The sequence below is a fragment of the Staphylococcus canis genome, from assembly GCF_016238445.1.
GTDB lineage: Bacteria > Bacillota > Bacilli > Staphylococcales > Staphylococcaceae > Staphylococcus > Staphylococcus canis.
On sequence record NZ_JABANU010000003.1, the window covers coordinates 1 to 19414 of the forward strand.

At 34.9% G+C, this 19414-nt stretch carries 18 protein-coding genes and 1 pseudogene; 7 read left to right on the top strand and 12 right to left on the bottom strand.

All coding sequences use genetic code 11. From position 1 onward, the window contains the following. Positions 1-336: 336 nt before the first annotated feature. From HHH54_RS01550 to HHH54_RS01575, 6 genes are all read right to left on the bottom strand, one after another. Positions 337-1035, bottom strand: coding sequence for a ribose 5-phosphate isomerase A (locus HHH54_RS01550; protein ID WP_198617173.1), 699 nt, complete (start codon positions 1033-1035; stop codon positions 337-339). A 195-nt stretch (positions 1036-1230) separates the two neighbouring features. Next, the gene (locus HHH54_RS01555) at positions 1231-2244 is read right to left on the bottom strand and encodes an aldose epimerase family protein (protein ID WP_198617074.1); all 1014 of its coding nucleotides are present in this window, start codon (positions 2242-2244) and stop codon (positions 1231-1233) included. 327 nt (positions 2245-2571) lie between these two features. Further along, on the bottom strand, positions 2572-3828 hold the full coding sequence (locus tag HHH54_RS01560) for an ABC transporter permease (protein WP_198617075.1): 1257 nt from the start codon (positions 3826-3828) through the stop codon (positions 2572-2574). Beyond that, a complete protein-coding gene (locus tag HHH54_RS01565; RefSeq protein WP_198617076.1) occupies positions 3821-4720 on the bottom strand; it encodes an ABC transporter ATP-binding protein in 900 nt (299 codons plus the stop codon). Before HHH54_RS01565 ends, HHH54_RS01560 begins: the two co-directional genes overlap by 8 nt. 86 nt (positions 4721-4806) lie before the next feature. Further along, positions 4807-6189 carry a YfcC family protein gene (locus HHH54_RS01570; RefSeq protein WP_198617077.1) on the bottom strand — a complete coding sequence of 461 codons (1383 nt, stop codon included), beginning with the start codon at positions 6187-6189 and terminating at the stop codon, positions 4807-4809. Positions 6190-6376: 187 nt separating this feature from the next. Next, positions 6377-7042 carry a DUF805 domain-containing protein gene (locus HHH54_RS01575; RefSeq protein WP_198617078.1) on the bottom strand — a complete coding sequence of 222 codons (666 nt, stop codon included), beginning with the start codon at positions 7040-7042 and terminating at the stop codon, positions 6377-6379. Positions 7043-7184: 142 nt separating this feature from the next. Between HHH54_RS01575 and HHH54_RS01580 the strand changes: the two genes are divergently transcribed. Continuing rightward, positions 7185-7796, top strand: a complete 612-nt coding sequence (locus tag HHH54_RS01580) for a DNA-3-methyladenine glycosylase (protein WP_198617079.1) — start codon at positions 7185-7187, stop codon at positions 7794-7796. Positions 7797-7870: 74 nt separating this feature from the next. Here HHH54_RS01580 and HHH54_RS01585 read toward each other — a convergent pair whose 3' ends face one another. Both HHH54_RS01585 and HHH54_RS01590 read right to left on the bottom strand, forming a co-directional pair. Then, the gene (locus HHH54_RS01585; RefSeq protein WP_198617080.1) at positions 7871-9196 is read right to left on the bottom strand and encodes a Na+/H+ antiporter NhaC family protein; all 1326 of its coding nucleotides are present in this window, start codon (positions 9194-9196) and stop codon (positions 7871-7873) included. A gap of 132 nt (positions 9197-9328) precedes the next feature. Further along, on the bottom strand, positions 9329-10180 hold the full coding sequence (locus HHH54_RS01590) for a glycoside hydrolase family 2 protein (protein ID WP_198617081.1): 852 nt from the start codon (positions 10178-10180) through the stop codon (positions 9329-9331). A 135-nt stretch (positions 10181-10315) separates the two neighbouring features. On the opposite strand from HHH54_RS01590, the gene HHH54_RS01595 reads away from it, so the two are divergent. Both HHH54_RS01595 and gltS read left to right on the top strand, forming a co-directional pair. After that, on the top strand, positions 10316-11158 hold the full coding sequence (locus HHH54_RS01595) for an AraC family transcriptional regulator (RefSeq protein WP_198617082.1): 843 nt from the start codon (positions 10316-10318) through the stop codon (positions 11156-11158). 102 nt (positions 11159-11260) lie between these two features. Continuing rightward, entirely contained in the window at positions 11261-12469 is a 1209-nt protein-coding gene (gltS, locus tag HHH54_RS01600) for a sodium/glutamate symporter (protein ID WP_198617083.1), read from the top strand. A 55-nt stretch (positions 12470-12524) separates the two neighbouring features. Here gltS and HHH54_RS01605 read toward each other — a convergent pair whose 3' ends face one another. Then, on the bottom strand, positions 12525-13727 hold the full coding sequence (locus tag HHH54_RS01605) for a GTP-binding protein (protein ID WP_198617084.1): 1203 nt from the start codon (positions 13725-13727) through the stop codon (positions 12525-12527). Positions 13728-13868: 141 nt separating this feature from the next. Next, complete coding sequence (fni, locus tag HHH54_RS01610; RefSeq protein ID WP_198617085.1) at positions 13869-14900, bottom strand: type 2 isopentenyl-diphosphate Delta-isomerase; 1032 nt, start codon at positions 14898-14900, stop codon at positions 13869-13871. 123 nt (positions 14901-15023) lie between these two features. On the opposite strand from fni, the gene HHH54_RS01615 reads away from it, so the two are divergent. After that, positions 15024-15500 carry a thioesterase family protein gene (locus tag HHH54_RS01615; protein ID WP_198617086.1) on the top strand — a complete coding sequence of 159 codons (477 nt, stop codon included), beginning with the start codon at positions 15024-15026 and terminating at the stop codon, positions 15498-15500. Between the two features lie 60 nt (positions 15501-15560). Here the strand turns inward: HHH54_RS01615 and HHH54_RS01620 are convergent, their stop codons facing one another. After that, on the bottom strand, positions 15561-16547 hold the full coding sequence (locus tag HHH54_RS01620; RefSeq protein WP_432813786.1) for a PTS sugar transporter subunit IIC: 987 nt from the start codon (positions 16545-16547) through the stop codon (positions 15561-15563). Here HHH54_RS01620 and HHH54_RS11265 point away from each other — a divergent pair. The 3 genes and pseudogenes from HHH54_RS11265 to tenA all read left to right on the top strand — a co-directional run. Beyond that, positions 16498-16608 (top strand): annotated as a pseudogene (locus HHH54_RS11265) (hypothetical protein); the annotation flags it as partial. The gene HHH54_RS01620 and the pseudogene HHH54_RS11265 overlap by 50 nt on opposite strands. A 589-nt stretch (positions 16609-17197) precedes the next feature. Beyond that, positions 17198-17755 carry a TetR/AcrR family transcriptional regulator gene (locus HHH54_RS01625; protein ID WP_198617088.1) on the top strand — a complete coding sequence of 186 codons (558 nt, stop codon included), beginning with the start codon at positions 17198-17200 and terminating at the stop codon, positions 17753-17755. Positions 17756-17824: 69 nt separating this feature from the next. Next, complete coding sequence (tenA, locus tag HHH54_RS01630) at positions 17825-18505, top strand: thiaminase II (protein WP_198617089.1); 681 nt, start codon at positions 17825-17827, stop codon at positions 18503-18505. Positions 18506-18589: 84 nt separating this feature from the next. Here the strand turns inward: tenA and HHH54_RS01635 are convergent, their stop codons facing one another. Beyond that, complete coding sequence (locus HHH54_RS01635) at positions 18590-19213, bottom strand: hypothetical protein (protein ID WP_198617090.1); 624 nt, start codon at positions 19211-19213, stop codon at positions 18590-18592. Between the last annotated feature and the right edge of the window lie 201 nt (positions 19214-19414).

The window sequence follows — 19414 nt, forward strand, 5'->3', positions numbered from 1 at the left end:
AGAGCGTCCTGGGTTCGAGCAGAACGATAGCAACGCGTAAAAGTGGGTTTTACTTTAACGTGGTGCGAAAGTTCTGCCGAAGAACCCTGCTCTCGAAATGCCGTCAAAAAAGGTCATTGAGAGAGCGTCCTGGGTTCGAGCAGAACGATAGCAACGCGTAAAAGTGGGTTTTACTTTAACGTGGTGCGAAAGTTCTGCCGAAGAACCCTGCTCTCGAAATGCCGTCAAAAAAGGTCATTGAGAGAGCGCCCTGGGTTCGAGCAGAACGGTAGCAACGCGTAAAAGAAAATCCCCCCTTAAAGCATATTCCTCAGAGTACGCCTTAAGGGGGTTTTATTAGTCGCGATTTATTTTATCAAATGTTTTAACGCCCGCCTGTGTTCCAACAATGGCGTGATCTGCAATGTCTAGAAAATATCCCGTCTCTAAAACTCCTGTGAGATGAATTAAAAACTCATGTGCCTCATACGGATCAACCTTTTCATTGAATGGACAATCTAGAATATAATTGCCGTTATCTGTAATGAGTGGTGTATCTTCAACCATTCGACGTTCGACAGTCGTGTTGAACCGCGCTTCAACTTTTCGTGCCACTTGATACCAATTAAAACGATCTACCTCCACGGGAAGTTTAAACGTTTGACCAAGATAATCTACTAACTTAGTTTCATCTGCTAAAACGACAAAACGTTCTGCAAATTCATCGATAACTTTCTCTCTAAATAACGCGCCGCCGCCACCTTTGATTAAATTTAAATGTGGATCAATCTCATCTGCACCATCAATTGCGAGATCAATATGTAAAACATCATTAATATGTACAACTGGAATGTTCAACGATTTCGCTTGATATTCAGTACGCTCTGATGTACATACACCTTTTAAATGATAACCTTTGTCATGAATCAATTTAGCAATTTCTGGAACTAGCAATTCAATAGTACTTCCTGTGCCGATGCCAAGTGTCATACCATCTTCAATTTGAGCAACAGCTTTCTCTAATGTTTGTAACTTTAATTGTTTTGTATCCACGATTTTCCCACCTTTATCAACACGTTTGTTTGCACCTCTATTTTACCTTATTCTATTTAAAATACCTAATTGAAATACATTATAATTCATACTGTCTGTACTACAATTAGAAATGCACCTCTATCTTAGGCGTTGATTTTCCCTTGATGAGGTGCATGTCATATTAAACTATTATAAGGTGTACTCTAACTACTCATTTTAATGTGGTTTTGCTTCGATTTGATAACTTGTTTTTGAATAATATGGTGTATCAGCCTTCAAAATAGAATGCGCTTCTTCTCCAAATAAATGGATGTCATTTGGCATACTTTGCGTTTCTAATGTAATACCTGAATGTGCTTTATATATATTCATTGGACTTTTCCAATCCGATGTGTCATTTAATGTGAAAATTACCACCTGTGGCATGTCTGTACGCACATGCAACGTTAAAATATCGTTAGATAAATTAAAGTAACCGTCTTTAACTTCAAATGGATGATCTAAGCCTTTAACCTTTTGTGCTTGCGCTTGGATTTCAGTATCATTTGAATTAAAAATATCGTTGAGCTGAATTTCTTGCTTACCTAGTTTTGATACTAAATCGATTGGCTTTAGTTCTGGCATATTATTTTCCCCTAGCGGAAACATGTGCAACTTCTCACTTGATAACACATGATTATCAACCACTTTATTATCTCGATTCAAATTAAAGTAGACATGATTCATTGGATTAAACACAGTATCTTTAGTAGACACTGCTTCATATTCAATGGTCCATGTACTTGTTTCATCATACGTAAATATAACTTTTAAATCGATATCACCCGGGAAATGATCTTCTGATTCTCTGAGCTTCGTATGAAAGATGACTTTAACATAATCTTCAGCTTCCTCAATATCATAGTCAAATAACTGACGCGAAGCACCTTTTGCCCCCCCATGTAAATGATGTGGTGGATCGTTTTGCTCTAATTGATAAGTAACTCCATTTAATTGAAACGTTCCATTTTCGATGCGTCCCCCATAACGCCCAACAGTCGCTCCAAAATAAAATGGATTATGTGGATAAAACTCATCCGCTTCAACCTCGTTCCCTAAAACGATGTTGTTGTCATCAAATTTCCAATTCACAATACGTGCCCCATAATTGGTGAAAATGATTTTACTAGACGCGTTCTCAATTTTAACAAGTTCAATACCATTAGTTTGCTTCTCAATGTTGACTTTCATGATTTTACTAACTCCTTTAACTTTCCCTAAATTATCCCCCTGATTTTGGGTGCATCAATCACAGAGTAAGATATACATATTATACTACTATGATGCTTAAAATACGAAGATGTTATAGAAAACCATATACTGCAATTGATACGCCAACTGCTTTATTAAAGTGAAGCAATGCTTCTCTCAATATCATCGCCACTTTTTTACTATTGTATCAGTTTATCTTCATAGTGTGCATAGGAATTTTTCAGAAATTGGTCAAAATCTGGTCAAATTATTGTGTCACATTATACTCAGCCACTTGTAATGAACTTCCATTTTACGAGCTATCACTTAGGATTGCGACTTTTTAGGCATAATTCGTTTTAAAGTAGGGATTAAACCTTTCTCAAAAGTCAGTACTGCTTTGTGATAAGTAACCGTCGCAAACCATAAAAGTACAGCGATAAGAACAAGATGAATGATTATTGCGATGACACCCTCGAATGTTGGTGTGTCCATTAAAGATAATCGCGTGAATGTCACAAATGGTGAAAAGAACGGTACATATGATAATACTCGAACAATAACATTATCAGGATTAAACGTACCAAAATATCCGGCATAAAATGCAGCAATTAACAACATATTAAGTGGCATAAGAGATTGATTCATATCTTCAATACGTGTCGTTAAATTACCGAAGATTGCTGCTAAAATCACATAAGTTAAAACTCCTAAAATCAACAAGATTACACCAAATATAATCATTCTGATAATGTGTGTTGACGACTCGATATGAATGAAATCCAGCATCTCTCTTAAATCAAATACAAAATATGCAACTACACATGTAATCGCTAATATTGCAATCTGTGCAAAAGCAACAGCTAAGACACCACTGATTTTAGCTAGAATATGTACGGATGGTTTAACACTCGTAATAATCATTTCTGATACGCGTGAAACTTTTTCAGTAGCGAGCTCCATTGCAATTTGTTGTGCGTATGAAATCACAATAAAAAACATGATGAATGTGCCTATCATTGCTATAATTTGAGTGACCATTTCATCATCACCACTCATAGATTGTGTCTTACCTTTAGTTTGACCTATAATTTGTTCCTTCACTTTTACTGGGGATTGGAGTTGTTGCAGTTCAGATTGACTGAGTCCGAGTCCATTTGCAACCGTCATCGTTTGAATCGGTGTTAACATTTGACTTAGCACTTCTTTATCCGATGCTGATATAGAAGATTTCGTTAAAATCGTAGCCTGCAATTGTTGATTGTCGCCCTCTTTAATGACGTAGGCCTTTTTAATTGTTCCATCTTTTATCTTTTGATGTGCCTCTTTATCCTTCATTCTAGCCAATTGCTGATCATCTTTTTGAAATTTATTTTGCGCTTGTACAGCCTGATAAAGCTTATCATTTTGAACCACAATACCAACTTTTGACGGTTCGTCATCTCCTGCAAATAAGTTAATAATTTTATCCATGTTAGCGCCGATTAAAATCGCAATAATCATTATTAATGTTGTAATGATAAAAGCTTTACTTTTTAATTTCTTGCTAAAAGTGAGCTTAAACGTTGCCCAGAATTTATGCATGAAGCTCACCTACTTCCTGAATGAAAATTTCTTTAATCGTCGGTTCGACTACTTCAAATCGCTTCACAAAACCTTTGTCTCGAATGACTTGAAAAATTACTTCAGCTACAGACTCATTCTCAATCGTAAAATAGGTTGTAGTATTAATTTTTTCAACTTGACGTATGCCATCTAGTGATTCAATTTCTGACACATCATAATGTGCATCGATAGCTACACGCTTATAACCATATTTTGATTTCACCTCATGAATTTCTCCTTGAACCACCATCTCACCTTTGTTCAAGATACATACATCATCACATAATTCCTCAATATGTTCCATACGATGCGAACTAAAAATAATCGTCGCACCTTTTTGATTTAATTCGACAATTGCGCTTTTTAGCAGTTCAACATTCACAGGATCTAATCCACTAAAAGGTTCATCCAAAATAATTAATTCGGGTTCATGAATAATACTTGCTAATAATTGAATCTTTTGTTGATTACCTTTGGAAAGCGATTCAATTTTTTTATCTTTATTTTCTGTAATTTGAAAACGTTCTAACCAGTAGGTAATAGTTTTATCTAAATCTTTAGAAGATACCCCTTTCAAAGTTGCTAAATACTTTAATTCTTCAAATACAGTAAGCTTCGGATGAAGGCCTCTTTCTTCAGGTAAGTATCCAATATGATTGTATCTCGATGCTTTAATAGGTTGCCCATCAAATGTAATTGTCCCCTCTGATGGTTCAATCAATCCTAAAATCATTCTAAATGTTGTTGTTTTTCCTGCTCCGTTTCGCCCTAAAAACCCTAGCATTCTACCTTTTTCTAAAGTAAAGGAGATATGCTTAACAGCTTCAAATTGATTAAAACGCTTCGTTACAGCATCCACTCGTAAAACCATTAGTCCACCTCTTTCGCTAGTCTCTTCAGTCTTAATATACGTGAATGCGTATCGTTTAACAACCTATCTTAAAATAAGTTCATATTTTAGTACCCAATTAAATACGCAATCGACATACCAAGCCCACAAATAACAACCCACGCTAAAATAACGCGCCAAGCAAATTTTATCCATTGTATATACGAAATATTTGCAACAGCAAGTGCACCCATAAGTACTGCAGATGTTGGGAATAAACTATTACTAATCGAATCACCATATTGGAACGCAAGTACTGTAATTTGTCGATTAATATTTAATAAATCCGAAATAGGCACAAGTAATGGCATTGTTGTTAATGCTTGACCAGAACCGGATGGGATAAAAAAGTTTAAAAAGAACTGGAATATGAACATTCCAATGATTGTCACAATCGGTGGTAACCCTTGTAAAAATGAAGTCATCACAAATACAATCGTATCAATAATTTTTCCATTTTCTAAAATAACAATAATCCCTTTGGCAAAACCGACGATCATTGCACCAAATAATATTTTCTGCATCCCTTCAACAAAAGCATCGAAAGTCCCATTAAAACCTAGTCCTGCCACAAAACCTGCAAGTAACCCTGCTAAAAGGAAATTGGCACTCATTTCTTCAAATGACCAACCGTATTTAAAAATACCAAATACATTAAAAATTATGGCACATACAATAATTAATAAACTTCCAAGTTGACGCTTAGAGAAGTCTTGACGTTCAAGTTGTTTTTGTTCTTTATTTTCCTCTTGTTCCAATTGATAGACAATACTTTTCTCGGGACTTTTTTTAATTTTCATTGCATATCTCATCACAAAAAATACGGCAACTATCAAGATAAAAATATAAATGATAGAACGTAAACCCCATCCTGAAAACAACGGTAACTCAGCTACTTTTTGAGCGACCCCTACTGTAAATGGATTTAACATACCGCCTATAAATCCACTCGCAGCACCTAAAATAACAATTGCTGTTCCAGTTAATGCGTCATAACCTAAAGTACGTGCGATGATAATACCAATTGGTACAAATATAATCGTTTCTTCAGCTAAACCAATTGAAAAGCCTAATATTGAAAAGATAAGCATCGTTAACGGAATCATCAATATTCTTGAACTTCCAAGAATAGTCATCATTCGGTTAACCCCTGCTTCAATTGCACCACATTTATGAATAATCCCAAATGCGCCACCTACTAAAAAAATATAAAATACAATATCTGCTGCACTCATTAACCCTTCAGGTACAGCACGAAATATATCTAAAAATTGTGCCGGTGCTGATGAAAAGGTTTCATATGATCCCGGTACGACAACAGTTTGACCATCTTGTTGCTTTCGATCAAACTCTCCAGAAGGTATAATATACGTCAATATACTTGCTAAAATAATAACCATCATGAGTAACGCATACGTGTGTGGCATTTTCAATTGCTTTAATTTTTTCATTCAACCAGTCCTTTTTTCAATTTTCAAAAAATTGTTGTTACGTTCTATTCCCTATTTTCATCATCTCAATCAAGATATTAAAAAAGTTAGGATATAATGACTTTTTAATAATACCTAAAGTTTATATCCTAACTTGATTGATTATATTATACGAGCTACTCATACCCTAGTCTATAGTAAATAACGTTTAATATTTATAAGGGTCTTGTTGCTTGATATCTTGTGAGGATCCCGAATTAGCATGTAGTTCATCTTGACTGTGATGACTATATCTTTCTCCTTCACCATACATTGAATGATCGCTATATTTTGGAGAAGGACCATATTTGTTTGTGTGTTTTTGACTATCTAAGAGTGCCACAATAAATGAAACGACTGTTAAAATCAGTGACAATAGACCAATAATCACGATTAACCAATCAGGCAGTCCACTAAGGATACCTAAATTTTCTTGAACTGTATAATTTGTATTAGTATCCTCAAAAATCGTACGACTTTCTTGTACCACATTTGATATAGACAGAGTCACTGATAAAATTAAAGATACAATAGGAATGAGCATCGACATTCCACGGTCATGAAATCGTCGCGTCAATAGCGCATAATTAGGAATAACTATAGCTAGAGGATAAAGTACAAAGACAATGAGAAACCCAATTCCTCCAATAAAAATACCGATAAAAGGAATAAAAAAGAGTACAATTGACAATAATCCGCCACCAAGTACGACGATGGTATGCCACAACGCTACCCACCAATACTCGCTACGTCTACTTCTCCCTTTAAAATTAACATAGTTTTTCCAAAACAATTTATAAGCTTCTAAAAAACCAACTTGAGGCATTTCGTTCATGAATAATCCTCCTAAAATAAGTTTACTGTATAATTGTATCATATTTACTTTAAATTCACGTTAAAGGGTAACAATTTATTATAGACTCTATTTTTTATGATATGATTATTAACAATAACACTCGAAAGAAGTGGTAATAGTTATGGATTTTATAAATCGTTCAACTATAGAAATCGCTAAAGAGTTATTAGGGGTAAGACTCATTTATGAGACGGAGCACGTAACCTATTCAGGATATATCGTTGAAACTGAGGCCTATTTAGGCGTTAAGGATGAAGCAGCGCATAGTTTTAATGGCAAACATACACCTAGAGTGTCTTCTTTATACAAGGCTGGCGGTACGATATATGGGCATATGATGCATCGCTACTTACTCATTAACTTTGTGACGCAAAAAGAAGGTGTTCCAGAAGGAGTCTTGATTCGTGCAATTGAACCTGAAATGGGTTTATCTAAAATGAGTGAAAATAGAGGGAAAACTGGATTCGAAGTAACAAATGGGCCTGGTAAATGGACAATTGCTATGCAAATTCCAAGAACAATTGATGGGACACATCTTAATGAAGGTCTCTTAAAAATTGATACCCGTCATCGAAAATATCCTCAAATCATTCAAGAAAGTCCTCGTATTGGTATACCGAATAAAGGTGCATGGACTGAAGCACCGTTACGTTTCACTGTGAAGGGGAATCCTTATGTCTCCCATATGCGCGTTAAAGATCGTTTACCTATTGAAGATACTTGGAAATCTTAATCATTATACACATAAAAACATACCATTGTCAGTCTTATGTACCCATCAATGGTATGTTTTCTATTTTTTATTTATTAAGACGCATCTTTATTTTTACGAAATACACCTAAATGAATTGAAATGATCGCACATAAGGTTAAGATAAGTGGATAATAAGAGTATTGTAATACTTCTACATATGAAACATGACCAAATTGTTCAGCCATTAACATCCCACTATCGTGCGGTAACACCATCAACGCACTGGCTGCAAAGATGTCTAGTAAACTTGCCATACGCTTTGGAGCAATTTTGTATGTGTCTCCAATTTCTTTAGCAATCGGTGCTGAAATAATAATCGCAAGTACATTGTGTACTAATGCTGCAGATAATATTGCAGATAAAAAGCTCATCGCGTATTCAGCACTTTTCGTACCATTTGCCCGTTTTTTCATCGTTTGAATAATCCAGTCAATTCCACCATAGTAACGAATTAATGCAACTAAACCTGAAACTAAAAAGGCAATAAGGAAAATCATAAATGTACCTTCCATACCTTCACCAATTTTAGTTGTCCATTCAAAAAATGAAATGTTTCCTCTTAATAAACCAATAATTCCAGTAAGTAAAATACCTGATAAAAGAACTAACATCACATTCATACCAGCAATTGCCGCAATTAGCACGAATAAGTAAGGCAAAACATCAATAAAGTTGTATGATAAGTCACCCTTAATTTTACCGGTACCGCCAATAATAGCATAAATAATAAATGTAATGATGGCTGCAGGTAATGCGATAAAAAAGTTGGCTTTAAACTTATCTTTCATTTTAGCGCCAACACCAGTAGTCGCGGCAATTGTTGTATCTGAAATAATAGACAAGTTATCTCCAAAATACGCACCAGCTATAACTGCTGCAGCCGCTGCTGCAACGTTCAAATCAGCTGCTTGGGCAACTGCAACACCAATCGGTATAAATGCTGCTTGTGTTCCTGTAGATGTCCCTAGTGCTGTTGCAACAAATGCACTCATTACAAAAATACCAGGAATCAGTAGGCTCGGCGGAATTACAGAAAGTCCCATATTCACCATAGCCTCTTGACCGCCCATAGCAGAAGCAGCACTTGCAAAAGCACCGGCAAGTAGTAGAATCAAACCTAATTGAGCAATTCCAGATGACCCTGCATTTTCAGTAAAAATTTTGATTTTGTGGGCAACTGGTGTTTTACGATCGTAAGCAACCCACGCGATAACGATAGCTACAAATATCGCAACGTGTCGAGGTAATTTACTAAATGCATCATCCGCGCCTTGCACTGTAAAAAATAATCCAACCCCAATGTACAAGACGAGAAAAATAACGAGTGGTAATAAAGCCAATGCACCATATTGTTTTTGACTTCTTAATTTTTCAGACATTTGATTTCTCCTTAAATCATAGTATCATTATATGAATTATACATACCATATATCATTTGACAAGCGTGTTGCTCATATTGATTAAAGTAAGAAAGTTCTGCCTATTTAAAACTATAGTAAATACCTATAAAATTAGTCTCGATAGTCTACCTGTTCGACAATTATTTCGTCATCAGTTTCTAAAAATAAAGTATAAGTGCCGCAAGATGTCATTAATTGAGATTGTTCATCGATCTGAATTTGACACGATTGATCTAAATCGATATCTCCATGTTTTACCAAAAACCCTTCAGGATCAACAATGGTATAAGACACAATCGGTAGTCCCTCTACTTCCTTAATATCAATGGATACATTCACTTGATGTTGTGGTTCGTTGTATTTGGTTTGCAAGGTATAATTCACAATACGATCATTGGCGCGCTCTAAAATATAAATACACTGATTTAAATGTGTACGTAAATACGTCGCAAAATCAGATGCATTTACAATCGCTTCATCTTTAACAATAATTTGAATGGTATTTTTACCTTCATGTAAATATGCCGTAATATCATACTCTGACACTTTAGAGATGTCATTAATTTCTCCAATGTAGTGATGATTAATTTTAATTAAACTTTCCGTTTGCAATGTTTCCACATTTAAATGATAATCCTTTGATTCATCGTAATCATCAATTATATATGTACGCTCATACTCAAAATAGAAAAAACGCTGTTGTTTTATTAATTCAAACGACTGATCAGTAAGTTTTGACCAATTGCTTGGTGACTGCACAGTAAGTGTCGCAAATACTTGTTGACGCTCTAGTGCCGCTTCATTAAGAAATAAACGACATGTCCAACGGCCTTCCAAATCCGTTACACTATGAATATCTCTTATATTCGTCGTACTAAAATATTCATCTTTATCCACAAAAGGAATATAGCACTGTCGTTTAGCAAGTTGTGTCGATTGCTTAAATTGTTTTATATCATTCATTGTCATTTCCCCTAATATTTTTATTTCCTAAAATATTCATCAATAATTTATCACAATATTTTAAGAATACACATATTCACATGAATACAATACATGGTAAAATGTTTCCTATAGATGAGGAAATGGGGAAACTTCATGCAATTAATGTGGAAAATTTTCAGCAAAGATCATTTGGATGCGAATGTCGATGAATGTGGTATTGAAGTAGGCACAGAACAGTCAAAGTATCAATACGTGGTTACGAAACCAGCAGTGCTTCATATTGTGACATCAGGATCTGGTTTCTTTGAGTATCAACACAAACGTTATCACTTAAAATGTGGAGATATATTTTTATTAAAACGTGGTATGTCTGTAAACTATTACGCCGCATCTGACGATCCTTGGACCTATTATTGGGTTGGCTTTAGTGGTGATGTAGCACTAGAATATTTAAATCGAACAATTTTAAATGAACGTTACGTAATTCAAAACCAAAACACTACTGATGTGAATAAAATGATTTATAAAATGTGTCAACGCGCAATATCATACGATGTTAAAGCTTCTGATGATATCCTGCATTTAAGTGAACTTTATGAATTACTTTACTTACTTCAACGTCATTTCCCTAAAAGATTTGAAATTATAGAATCGGACACGAATAAAACGGTTCGTAGTGCACTTCAATATATTAATCAAAATTACATGAAACCGATTAAAGTGCAAGATGTCGCACAACATGTGAATGTCAGTCGCAGTTATCTCTATAAGATTTTTAAGAACCATATCCATCAATCACCCCAACAATATTTAATTCATTTACGTATGTATCACGCTGCACGCCTGATTAAGCAACACCATAAGCAAAATCAGGAGATTGCTTATCTCGTTGGATATCAAGATCCTTTACGCTTTGCGAAAGCTTTTAAAAAACATTTTGGAATGACTGCAACAGCCTATCGTCGAAAGACAATTTCCACACAAAATAAAGGTTGAACAAAATCATGTATAGCTTTTTTGATACAAAACAATTATAATTGTATAGTATGGGTTTGAAAGCCCTTTCTTAAAATAAACATTAAAAGGGGGACAATACAGTTGATTACATTAGATAATATTACAACGCTATTTATCGCCTGTTTATTACTTATTATTGGTCAAGCGATTGTAAATAAAGTAGAAATTTTCAACCGATTAAGTATTCCATCACCTGTTATTGGTGGTCTGATTTTTGCTATTATTTCAGCTATTTTGTCAGCAACAGGGGTACTTAAAATTGAACTTGATGGCAAATTTTTCCAAGACTTTTTTATGCTTGCATTCTTTACAACAATCGGTCTTGGTGCTTCATTCAAACTTTTAAAACTAGGTGGTAAAGTACTCATTGTATATTGGATACTATGTGGTGTGCTTGCTACATTTCAAAATATTATTGGTGTTTCACTCGCAAAAGTTTTACATATTGATCCATTACTAGGCCTTACTGCTGGAGCTATGTCAATGGAGGGTGGTCATGGTAACGCAGCAGCATACGGACAAACGATTCAAGAACTTGGCATTGAATCTGCTGTGACGGCCGCTTTAGCTGCTGCAACATTAGGGCTTGTCGCAGGTGGTTTAATTGGGGGCCCTGTCGTACGCTATCTTATCAAAAAGCATGATTTAAAACCTGCTCAAGCAGACAGTGTTCAAAAAGATTATTCTGAAATAGACGTTAATCGTCGTTTAAAAAAGAATTTTTCTTTAAATGAAGTATTCTTTATTCAAATTTCAGTTATTTTATTCTGTATGGCTTTAGGGACATATTTAGGTAATTTATTTAGCGAATGGTCAGGCATTAACATTCCATTATACGTTGCTTCAATGTTTATCGCTGTAATTATTAGAAATATTTCAGAATTTGCCAACTTAAATTTAATCGATCTTAAATTAACGAACCAAATCGGTGACATTTCACTGAGCATTTTCTTATCTATTGCACTTATGAGTATTAAATTGACAGAAATTTACAACCTTGCATTACCACTTGTCGTGATTGTCATCTGTCAAATTATTTTTGTAGCATTATTCTCTATTTTTATCGTCTTCCGATTACTTGGAAAGGACTACGATGCTGCTGTTATGATTGGTGGTTTTATCGGACATGGTTTAGGTGCTACGCCAAATGCAATGGCTAACCTGGATACTATTACGAAAAAGTTCGGTAACTCACCACGTGCATACCTTGTTGTGCCGATTGTTGGTGCATTTTTAGTCGATTTACTAGGTGTACCAATTATCACATTCTTTATTAATGTTTTCAGTTAAAAATAATGGGACATGTCTCATTTGGAATTTCCAAATAGACACGTCCCTCTTTTAATTACTGTTGTCTTGTAATTTGCCATGGATATGGATTTTCAAGTTGTGACCAATCAGAGTCAATTTCTGTACTATTGATAAGGCATGCATCTAGTTCTTTAGTGATTGCCTCTTCATCTAAATCTACACCAATAATCACTAGTTGAGTATGACGATCGCCATATTCTGGATCCCAGTCTGCTCTGACATCCTCTCTTTCTTGTAAAATCGCAGCACGTTCTGCTTTAGGCATTGTCGCTACCCAAAATGTTACTGGATGAATATCAACAGCTGTACCGGCTTGTGATACAAGACATGCGACTTCATTGTATTGCGCAAGCCATGCGATACCTTTTGCGCGCACAATATTATCCGTCATATTTTCTAACCATTCATTAAAACGAGCAGCATGGAATGGTAAACGACGGCGATATACAAATGATGAAATACCATATTCTTCTGTTTCAGGTGTATGTGTCGCATGACCACCCGCTTCAAGCTCTTGCAACCATCCAGCTGACTGACTTGCATTATCAAAATCAAATAAACCTGTTTCTAATACTTCGTCAAGTTCAACTTCAGAATTGACTGTACGAATAATCTTCGCTGAGGGTTGTAATTTTCTAAGCATTGCCTCAAGTCGATTTGCATCTTCTTCTGACACAAGGTCCACTTTATTTAAAATCAATACATCACAAAATTCAATTTGATCGATAAGTAAATCTGCGATAGTACGTTCATCTTCATCACTGACACCTTGATCACGATCGATGAGCATATCTCCAGATTGATAGTCTTGAATAAAGCGATTCGCATCGACTACTGTTACCATTGTGTCTAGACGACAAATTTCTGTTAAATCAATCCCTAACTCCTCATCAACATATGAGAACGTTTGAGCTACTGGTACAGGTTCGGAAATACCAGTTGATTCAATAACGATTTGGTCAATACCTCCGCGTTTAACAATTCGCTCTACTTCTTGAAGTAAATCTTCACGCAATGTACAGCAGATACAACCGTTAGATAGCTCAACCAGTTTTTCGTCAGTTCGAGATAACCCTCCACCTTGAGCTACTAAATCTTTATCAATATTGACTTCACTCATATCATTAACAATAACCGCAATACGTCTATCTTCTCTATTATTTAGTATATGATTAAGCAATGTTGTTTTTCCTGAGCCTAAATAACCACTTAACACTGTTACTGGAATTTTATGCATATATATCCTCCTCAGTTCTTCAAATCGAAATAATTACGATTTAAAGTATATAATATCTCACTAAAAAAACGCAATGGTTAAATATAAAAAAACAGTCAATCAGCAAAAGCCAATTGACCGTATAAACCTATATATTTGTTATTATAATTGTCGTTGAGACATCCAATTTTTCAGATAAGGATCAAGAACTACAGAGGATTGACGAAGTTCTGCGATCGTTTTAGCATCCAGTAACGTCATTATTTTTTTCATTTGTTTTTTAAATGAATCTATATATTCAACCGCACCTTCTACCCCTTCATTTTGAACTTGAATCAACACGTTTCGAGACATACCTACTGCTTCTGCACCTAAACGTAATGCCTTAATCGCATCGAGTGGATGTCGGATGCCCCCACTCGCTAAGATATGTACTTTATTATTGAAATTACGTGCTTCTAGAAGTGAGATGGCTGTAGATTGACCCCAATCTTGCAAATAATCCATGTTACGTAAAGGACGTCGTTGATTTTCAATCGTTGCAAAGTTCGTACCGCCTTTACCACTGACATCAACATACCGTATGCCAATATCCATCAGCTTTTCAATAGTTTCATAACTCATGCCAAAGCCCACTTCTTTAACAATAATTGGAATATCAATAGCTTGAACCATTTTTTCAATACGCGTTAACCAATTTTTAAACGTACGACTTCCTTCTGGCATGATTAATTCTTGTGGTGCATTCACATGAATTTGTAAAGCATTCGCTTCAATCATATGAATCGCTTTTTGAGACTGTTCCAAGTCCATATCCGCACTTACGTTAGCCCATATTTGCCCATTTGGATTAATGCGTCTGACTATTTTATATGAGTCACTCACATCACTATTTTTAACCGCTGCATGCATACTCCCCACCGCCATTGGTGTACCCGTATCCTTAGCGACTTGTGCAAGTTTTTCATTAATTTCACCAGTCCATTTAGACCCCCCTGTCATCGCATTAATATATAGTAAATCAGGGATGTTTAAATCTGAAAAAGACGCTTTAAAATCCACTTCGTTTGTATTAATTGACGGTATAGAATGATGGACAAATTGCACACGGTCAAAATCAGATTGAGGTGGTGGTGTTTGATTTAATGCTAATTTTAAATGGTCGTTCTTCCTTTGTTCTCTACTATGATTCATATTTCACATTCCCTTATCAACTTTATTAATTCGACTATACCACACTTAAATACGTAATATTAATTTTAAGTTCACTCTGCCTTGGGTATACTCAACTATAGAATGTATCGAAGGAGGATACTTATGTTAAAATTTCCTTTTTATGATCGTGATAAAGTACATCAATCCTGGATTGATCGTAACGGCCATATGAATGATTCAGAATATGCTCGTGTATTCAGTTTGGCGATTGATGCTTTTCATGATCAAGTTGGTTTAACCAATGAAGAACGTGATGCTCGCGCATACACTGTATTTACATTAGAAACTCATATTAGTTACTTAAAAGAATTAAAAGAGAATCAAGCATTTAAAGTTCTTGTATCTATTTATAATCATGATGAAAAACGCACACACTTTTTCTTAGAACTTTTTGATGAAGAAACTGAGGAACTTTGTGCAACAGCTGAAACGATGATGATGGGTATTGATCGAATATCTCATAAAACAGCACCATTCCCCGAGGATATTTATCGTCACATTCATGCTTATTATGTGTCACAGCCTGAACGTGAATGGCCAAAACAACTAGGTCATCGTATCGATATTCCAAAATCTTAATATGCATATTTAAACCCCTTTCATTCAAATGAAAGGGGTTGCGTCATTTTCTATAACTATTTAATCTGTAATACCGCGTGCTTGCATATCACTTTTCGTAACAATTGGATAATTTTTGAAAATGATAGAGCCTAAAAAGCCCCATACTAATCCAACAATACCCATCGCTACACCGTAAAGGACAACCGTATGCCAACTATTAAAGCCAAACATAACAAGGAACCCTGCAATAGGCGTCGCTGTCCCAGTTGCATCATTAACCATACCAGAAATCGCGATGATAAGTCCTGCTGTTGCCCCACCTAAGAAGTTGGTAATATACACTGGTATTGGATTCGCTGAAACAATATCTGCTTGTGATAAAGGCTCAATACTTACAGAAATCGTATCTTTACGATTACCAAGTTTTAATCGATGGAATAGTGTACCATTCATAAACGCTGAACTAAACGCTGCCATAGCACCAATAGCCATTGGCACACCTGTGAGTCCTAATAATGCGGTTAACGCCATAGAGCTCAATGGTGCAGTACCTACAACAGTGATAATACCACCAAGTACAATACCCATAATAATAGGGTTTGCATCTGTAGAACTTTGAATAATATCACCTATTTTAAGTAACGTATTATTGACTACAGGTGTTAATCCATAAGCAATTAAACGCGCTAAAGGTGCGATAATAACAATTGCACCAATTAAGTCAACACCATCTGGTACATACTTTTCAGTATATTTCATTAAGTACCCGATAATATAACCTGCAAAAAAGCCAGGTAGTAAATCCATACCACCACAAGCCGCCGCAATGACCAGTGCATAGACTGGAGACACACCAATTGCCAGTGCTGTTAAACCTGCAGCAGCAACGCCTCCAAGTCCACCAGCAGCGTCTCCTAACTCTCCTAGAAACGAAATCCCAAACACTTCGCCTCCAACATACTTGTTGAATGCTTCAACCAAGAATGTTGCTATTGCAGCATTCGCCAAAGCACCCATGGCACGCATACCGTTAGGTGCTTTGTATGTAAATAATGTAAAAATCACAAGGACTAAAAGTAAAAACGCCGTACCGATTAATAAATCCATAACTTCCCCCTCTCGTTATTCAAAAACCCCTCTATCTTTTATAGGAAATTGTCGAAATTTAACTTTTGAAGCAACCTCGGTTTGAGTTGACTCAATACTCAACGTATATCTCCCACATTTTTGAATAACTTTAATTCGATATAAATTAAACACATTTCATATTCTACTAAAAAAGCAACTATCTTGCACGGAACTTTTAAGTATAATTATATTTTGTGTATATAGCGTGTCCATTCATTTATCTAAACTACGAAAAACCTTTCATAATAAAGGTTTTTATATTAAATCTATTTGCTATTGTATGTGTCAGGTGAACATTATAAAGATGAGATATTCCTATTTAAGAGAAATATACACCCTATTTGCTATTCAATTTACTATTAATTCCACTTTATTTTTATCATTTGATTTTTTAATATTTATAATAACATATCAACACGATGTCATCCGATTAAAAATGACACTATTGATATTGTCTTAAAATCATTCTTTCAATTTTTTAAATATATATTGTAAATGAATTTGAAGTTAGATTATAATAAAACAAGTTTAAAAGTTAAATCACCCTAGATGTATCACCTCAGACTAGAAAGGTGAATCTAAATTGTATGAACAAAAGAGACTTACGTATTGAAAAAACCTTATCAAAACTGATGAATGCATTTTTAGAATTACTTGAAGTAGAACTTCTTTCTAAAATCACTATCAATAACATATGTCATTTAGCAAATGTACACCGCAGTACATTTTATAAACACTTTAAAGATAAATTTGATTTATTACACTACACTTGTGTCGTGACAACCGAACCTTTTTTTGAACTAGATTTTACAACACGTTTAGAATCTCCTTTTATGAGTATTGAAAAAACCTTTACATGTCAAATGATCAAAGTTTTAAAATTACAAAAGGAAGATCCTTTATTTTATGACGTCATACTCCCATTATTCTCTCAAGTATTTTCAAAAGAAGTTCATAAACAACATAAGGAGTATACGTTTGAACCATTATTTCCTGTAGAATTATTTAGCTATGTCTACGCATCAACGATAATGACAATAAACCAGTGGCGTATTACTCAAAACCTTGAGTTTAATCCTAAAAAACTTGATGAAATGTATCAATCTTTAATGAATTCAAAGCTACTTTACCACGAAGACATATAATCTATCCTACTTACCTTGCACTTTCTGTTATTTCATGTCATGTTAGTAGTAATAAGGAGGAGAATTAAAATGTCGAAATTTACCGATCGTCTATTTGAACGTGTACAACCGATTTGGGAAAGTTACTTAGATCATCCCTTTGTCAAAGGCATTGGCAACGGCGACTTAGATAAAGACAAGTTTAAGCATTGGCTCAAACAAGACTATGTTTACCTCATTGAATATGCACGATTGTTCGCTATCGGGGCAGCAAAATCAACAGATTTAAAGATGATGACAATGTTTGGAGATCTCGTACACGGTACGCTAAATACAGAAATGAGTCTGCATCGTGATTATGCATCACAATTTGGCATATCAAACGAAGCACTTGAAGCAACACAACCTGCAAGTACAACAACTGCTTATACGAGTTATATGCTAAACCTCGCTCAACGTGGTGGTATTGAACATGTCATTGCGGCAGTACTCACTTGTACATGGAGCTACAATTATATTGGAGAAGCACTGAATCAAATAGAAGGTGCTCGTGACCATGACTTCTATGGTGCATGGATTCAAATGTATAGTTCTAAGGAATTTACTTCATTCAAAGAGGACGTGATTCAGATTATGGATCAAGTTGCTCAAGGTAAAACAGAAGACGAACTTAAGGCACTTGAGGATATTGTTGTTTATACAAGTTATTATGAGTATATGTTTTGGGATATGGCTGAAAACTTAGAAACATGGCCTGTTCCGGTACCATAATTAAAAAGGGTTAGAAATAAATGCTAAGTGCTTTGACATTTATATTCTAACCCCATTGTTTATAATGTTTGCTTTACTGCTCTACTATCTTACTTTTGGTCTACGATTACGGAAAAATAAAGCAATAAAGTAAAGGATTGTCGCTATCGCCATGAAAATAATCGCATTGTGAATCGCACTTGATTCAATAAGTAATGCTTGAGGATTGATATCACCTAAATACTGTGAAAGCTCTTTAGATAGACTTGAAGCAACGTATCTAATAATGAAGAGAAAACCCACAGGAATGATAAGTAAAATAACAGAAATCACAAAATTAATTAATTTGAGAACTGTTCTGTTGAAAATCAATGTAATTAGACCTAATAAAATACTGACTAAACTAAGTATGAAAAACACATTCAACACAAGTAGTAACTGGTTAAGACGTGTTTCAAAATCTGACAAGTCAATAAAACTTTGTTGGCTCAACTGTGATGTAAACACTTTAAATTGATCATATGTAACGTTTTGGTCTAATATCACCATTCTAAATAAATTTTCTGTATACATACTGTAAGCTGCGATGATTGTAAGTACAAGCGCAATTAAGGTTAAAATAAAACTGACCCATGAGCGCTTCTTTTTACCATAGCGTTTTCCCCTATGAAGTGTTTCATTTTGAAATTGTTGTTCAAAATGCGGTTGTTGTGATTGTGAAGATGTCATGTATGTCTCCTTTCATGTATAGTTTTATAATTTGTGATTGCGTTTTGAGTTTGAAATAATGTGAGTAAATCAATCCATTCAACGCTATAACCATCTGGTACTATTCATGACTGATTTAAAAAGATTGATATGGTGATTATATTATATGTTTACTTATTTTCATAGCGCTTTCTAGTAGAAATATGATTGTAAAAGGAGGTA

Coding starts and splice junctions, on each gene's coding strand:
- HHH54_RS01605 (WP_198617084.1), bottom strand. CDS start 13,727: ATGCATAAAATTCCAGTAACAGTGTTAAGTGGTTATTTAGGCTCAGGA.
- HHH54_RS01585 (WP_198617080.1), bottom strand. CDS start 9,196: ATGTCTGAAAAATTAAGAAGTCAAAAACAATATGGTGCATTGGCTTTA.
- HHH54_RS01555 (WP_198617074.1), bottom strand. CDS start 2,244: ATGAAAGTCAACATTGAGAAGCAAACTAATGGTATTGAACTTGTTAAA.
- HHH54_RS01570 (WP_198617077.1), bottom strand. CDS start 6,189: ATGAAAAAATTAAAGCAATTGAAAATGCCACACACGTATGCGTTACTC.
- HHH54_RS01615 (WP_198617086.1), top strand. CDS start 15,024: ATGTTAAAATTTCCTTTTTATGATCGTGATAAAGTACATCAATCCTGG.
- HHH54_RS01590 (WP_198617081.1), bottom strand. CDS start 10,180: ATGAATGATATAAAACAATTTAAGCAATCGACACAACTTGCTAAACGA.
- fni (WP_198617085.1), bottom strand. CDS start 14,900: ATGAATCATAGTAGAGAACAAAGGAAGAACGACCATTTAAAATTAGCA.
- HHH54_RS01560 (WP_198617075.1), bottom strand. CDS start 3,828: ATGCATAAATTCTGGGCAACGTTTAAGCTCACTTTTAGCAAGAAATTA.
- tenA (WP_198617089.1), top strand. CDS start 17,825: ATGTCGAAATTTACCGATCGTCTATTTGAACGTGTACAACCGATTTGG.
- HHH54_RS01595 (WP_198617082.1), top strand. CDS start 10,316: ATGCAATTAATGTGGAAAATTTTCAGCAAAGATCATTTGGATGCGAAT.
- HHH54_RS01580 (WP_198617079.1), top strand. CDS start 7,185: ATGGATTTTATAAATCGTTCAACTATAGAAATCGCTAAAGAGTTATTA.
- HHH54_RS01625 (WP_198617088.1), top strand. CDS start 17,198: ATGAACAAAAGAGACTTACGTATTGAAAAAACCTTATCAAAACTGATG.
- HHH54_RS01565 (WP_198617076.1), bottom strand. CDS start 4,720: ATGGTTTTACGAGTGGATGCTGTAACGAAGCGTTTTAATCAATTTGAA.
- HHH54_RS01635 (WP_198617090.1), bottom strand. CDS start 19,213: ATGACATCTTCACAATCACAACAACCGCATTTTGAACAACAATTTCAA.
- HHH54_RS01575 (WP_198617078.1), bottom strand. CDS start 7,042: ATGAACGAAATGCCTCAAGTTGGTTTTTTAGAAGCTTATAAATTGTTT.